Annotated in this window: 4 protein-coding genes and 1 pseudogene; 1 reads left to right on the top strand and 4 read right to left on the bottom strand. The window is 68.8% G+C overall.

What is annotated here, in order from left to right:
* Positions 1–170: 170 nt before the first annotated feature.
* The 4 genes and pseudogenes from MLGJGCBP_RS47445 to MLGJGCBP_RS47430 form a co-directional block, all read right to left on the bottom strand.
* Positions 171–594: pseudogene (locus MLGJGCBP_RS47445) on the bottom strand (MFS transporter); the annotation flags it as partial.
* A gap of 111 nt (positions 595–705) precedes the next feature.
* Complete coding sequence (locus MLGJGCBP_RS47440) at positions 706–1,242, bottom strand: universal stress protein (RefSeq protein WP_007296124.1); 537 nt, start codon at positions 1,240–1,242, stop codon at positions 706–708.
* 24 nt (positions 1,243–1,266) lie between these two features.
* A complete protein-coding gene (crcB, locus tag MLGJGCBP_RS47435; protein WP_442972141.1) occupies positions 1,267–1,632 on the bottom strand; it encodes a fluoride efflux transporter CrcB in 366 nt (121 codons plus the stop codon).
* Entirely contained in the window at positions 1,629–2,117 is a 489-nt protein-coding gene (locus MLGJGCBP_RS47430; protein ID WP_007296122.1) for a fluoride efflux transporter FluC, read from the bottom strand. Before MLGJGCBP_RS47430 ends, crcB begins: the two co-directional genes overlap by 4 nt.
* 268 nt (positions 2,118–2,385) lie before the next feature.
* On the opposite strand from MLGJGCBP_RS47430, the gene MLGJGCBP_RS47425 reads away from it, so the two are divergent.
* Positions 2,386–3,005 (top strand): prolipoprotein diacylglyceryl transferase family protein (locus MLGJGCBP_RS47425; protein ID WP_160104043.1); only part of this gene is annotated, 620 nt, incomplete at its 3' end.

The following is a 3,005-nucleotide window of genomic DNA, read 5'->3' as shown; positions in this document are numbered from 1 at the left end:
TGGCGTCCCACCTCGACATCCCTCCTGGCTCTCCTAGAACCATTGTCCGGGGTGTCCACTCAAAGGGTGCAGCCTCACGACGGCGGGCACATGACGATCGGCCAATGGGCCGGGATGCCGGCATAAACGACCACATGGTCGCGGTCCGGCAGAACCTCGCCCTCATAGTCGATCTGGTCGAGGGCCTCGTGGACGGCGAAGCCGCGGCCGCGGCCGCGGCCAGTGGCGGCGGTGGCGTGCGAGAGCAGAGTGTCCTTCGCCGGGCTGCGGACCGACTTCCCGACCCGTTCGGCGATGACCAGAGCACATGCCACAGGGCGGCGGCGATCCCGAGGAAAGGGACGGCGATCACGGTGAGCGCGTATCCGGCGATGGTCCACGCCGAAGACTTTTGGGTGCGGTCGACCAGCGGCCCGGAGACCAGCCGCAGCATTGGCGCGCAGCCTCACCGACTCCGGTGACGATACCGACGACGAACGCGGTCGCACCCAACGACGCCAGCAGGGGGCCGGTGATCGACAGGGCACCCTCGTATCCGACGTCCGTGAGCAGGCTGATCGTGCCGAACGCGAACACGACCCGCAAAGCACCCATCGGCCGGCGCACCCTCCCGGCAATGCCCACCGTTCGGACGGGTTTCGGGACCGGCGCGTGGGACCCGCGCCGGGCGTTGGAGGACCTGTCCGCGGGCTCGGACGGCGTCATTCACGCTCCTGGCGGTACGGGGACGAGCAGGACTGGGCGGTGGGCGTGGTGGACCAGTTTTGAGGACACTGATTCACCGAGGAACCGTTCCATCAGCGACATCGCCCCGCCGCGGGAGGTGCCGATGATGATCATCAGGGCGTCGTTCGCTTCGGCGATGGTGGTCAGCAGCTGTGCCGGGTTGCCCTCGCGGGAGTAATAGGCCCAGTTGCCGGGCAGGGCCGCCAGCATGGCGCTCGCCTCGGTGCGCTCTTGCTCGACGGCGTCGGCGAAGCGCTGCTCCCAGTCGTCGCGGTCCGGTTCGATCGGGATGTCGTCGATGTCGACGATGTGCGCGACGTGCACGAACGCGGTCAGGCGGCCGGCGAGGTCCATCGCGTAGGTCAGGGCGGCGTGGCTCGCCGGGTGCCGGTCGAAGCCGACCACCAGATGACACACCGCCGGGGTGGGCGCCGGCGGGCCGTCGACGCGCAGCGGGGTCCGCCAGTCCCGCAGCGTCTCTCGGGGGGCGGGGTGGTTGTGGTTGTTTTGGGTCATTGTGTTCTCCTCACACCCTCGCTTCTAGATCCCGGCCAAGGCCAGACCCGCCGCGCCGGCGGCGAGGGTCACCAGCAGGGTGCCGACCGCGTTGGTGACACCGGCTGCATACCGTCCGCGGTGGATCAGCCGCACGGTCTCGAAACTTGCGGTGCTGAAGGTGGTGTACCCACCGCAGAACCCGACACCCACAATCAACTGCACCTCGCGCGGAACACCGTGAAAAAGGACCAGGCCAACCACGAACCCGAGCAGCAAAGACCCGGTCACGTTGATCGCCGCCGTCGCCCACGGAAACTCAACGCTGCGGCGGTGTTTGATCGCCCCATCCACAACGAACCGGGCGATCGCCCCCACACTGCCGGCGCACGCGATCCACCACACCATCACCGTTGCTCCTCCCGCCGCGACCGCACCTGCTCCCCGACCGCGATCCCCGCGATGGTGGCCACCATGCCCGCGAGCACCGTTCCGGCCGCATAACTTCCCGCCGCCCACCACTGATGGCCGCGCAGGAGCAGGTCGGCATCCACCGCGAGGGTGCTGTAGGTGGTGAACGAGCCCAGCACCCCGGTGCCCACACCCAGGCGCACCCGCTGACGCCACGCCGTGTCCGGGCCGAGCCGGGTCAACGCTTCGAGCACCAGCCCGAGCAGGAACGCACCGGCCACGTTGATCACGAATGTGGTCACCGGCCATCCACCCGCGGCCTGGGGGAACCACACACCGAGCTGATAGCGAAGCGGGGCCCCGAGCAAGCCCCCACCACCGACCGCCGCGATCGCCGCCGGGCGAACATGCAACGGGCCGGGGGTACGGGGTGCGGTATCGGGATCGACCGGCAAAGTGGGATTCGGGTCGCGGCGACCGTCCACGGGCACACTCCTTCCACGAAAGGGAAAAGGAGCCATCAGCCTCGGGTGAGGCGGTTCAGACGACCCCTCGCAGGGTGTCGTGGCGGAGATCCATCGCCGAACAGGATCATAACCGCCGTCTGGCATCGGACGTAGACCTCCGTCGGTCCGCTCAGGAGAACCAACACGGGAGAGCCTCACCACGGCGGCGGGGCGGCGAGCTGCCGGGTCAGGGTGCGCTCGCTCACGAGGAACTCGCCGTGGGCGTTCGCTCCGCTACCGTGGCGTCGTGACTTCCACTGTGGACGTACTGGCCTACATTCCGAGTCCGCCTCAAGGTGTCTGGTATGTCGGACCGGTGGCCCTGCGCGCGTACGCGCTGTTCATCATCGTCGGGATCGTCGTCGCGATCGTGTGGGGTGACCGTCGCTGGGTCGCCCGCGGCGGCGAGAAGGGCACGGTCCTCGACATCGCCATCTGGGCGGTGCCGTTCGGCCTGATCGGCGGCCGTCTCTACCACGTGATGACCGACTGGCCGACGTACTTCGGGGAAGGCGGCGACCCCGTCGACGCCCTGAAGGTGTGGCAGGGCGGTCTCGGCATCTGGGGTGCCGTGGCGCTCGGCGGTGTCGGAGCCTGGATCGGTTGTCGTCGCCGCGGCATCCCGCTGCCTGCGCTCGGCGATGCGGTCGCGCCCGCGATCCTGCTGGCGCAGGCGATCGGCCGGCTCGGAAACTACTTCAATCAGGAACTCTACGGTCGCGAGACCGACGTGCCGTGGGGGCTCGAGATCTTCGAGCGGCGCAACGACCTGGGCCAGGTGTCACCGCAGCTGATCGACGGGGTGTCCACCGGCGAGGTCGCGTTCGTGGTGCATCCGACGTTCCTGTACGAGGCGCTGTGGAACGT

It is taken from the genome of Rhodococcus sp. T7, from assembly GCF_009872365.1.
Classification (GTDB): Bacteria; Actinomycetota; Actinomycetes; order Mycobacteriales; family Mycobacteriaceae; genus Rhodococcus_F.
Note: the sequence above shows the minus strand (reverse complement) of the source record. Positions and strands in the feature narration are given on the sequence as shown.

Coding starts and splice junctions, on each gene's coding strand:
- MLGJGCBP_RS47440 (WP_007296124.1), bottom strand. CDS start 1,242: ATGACCCAAAACAACCACAACCACCCCGCCCCCCGAGAGACGCTGCGG.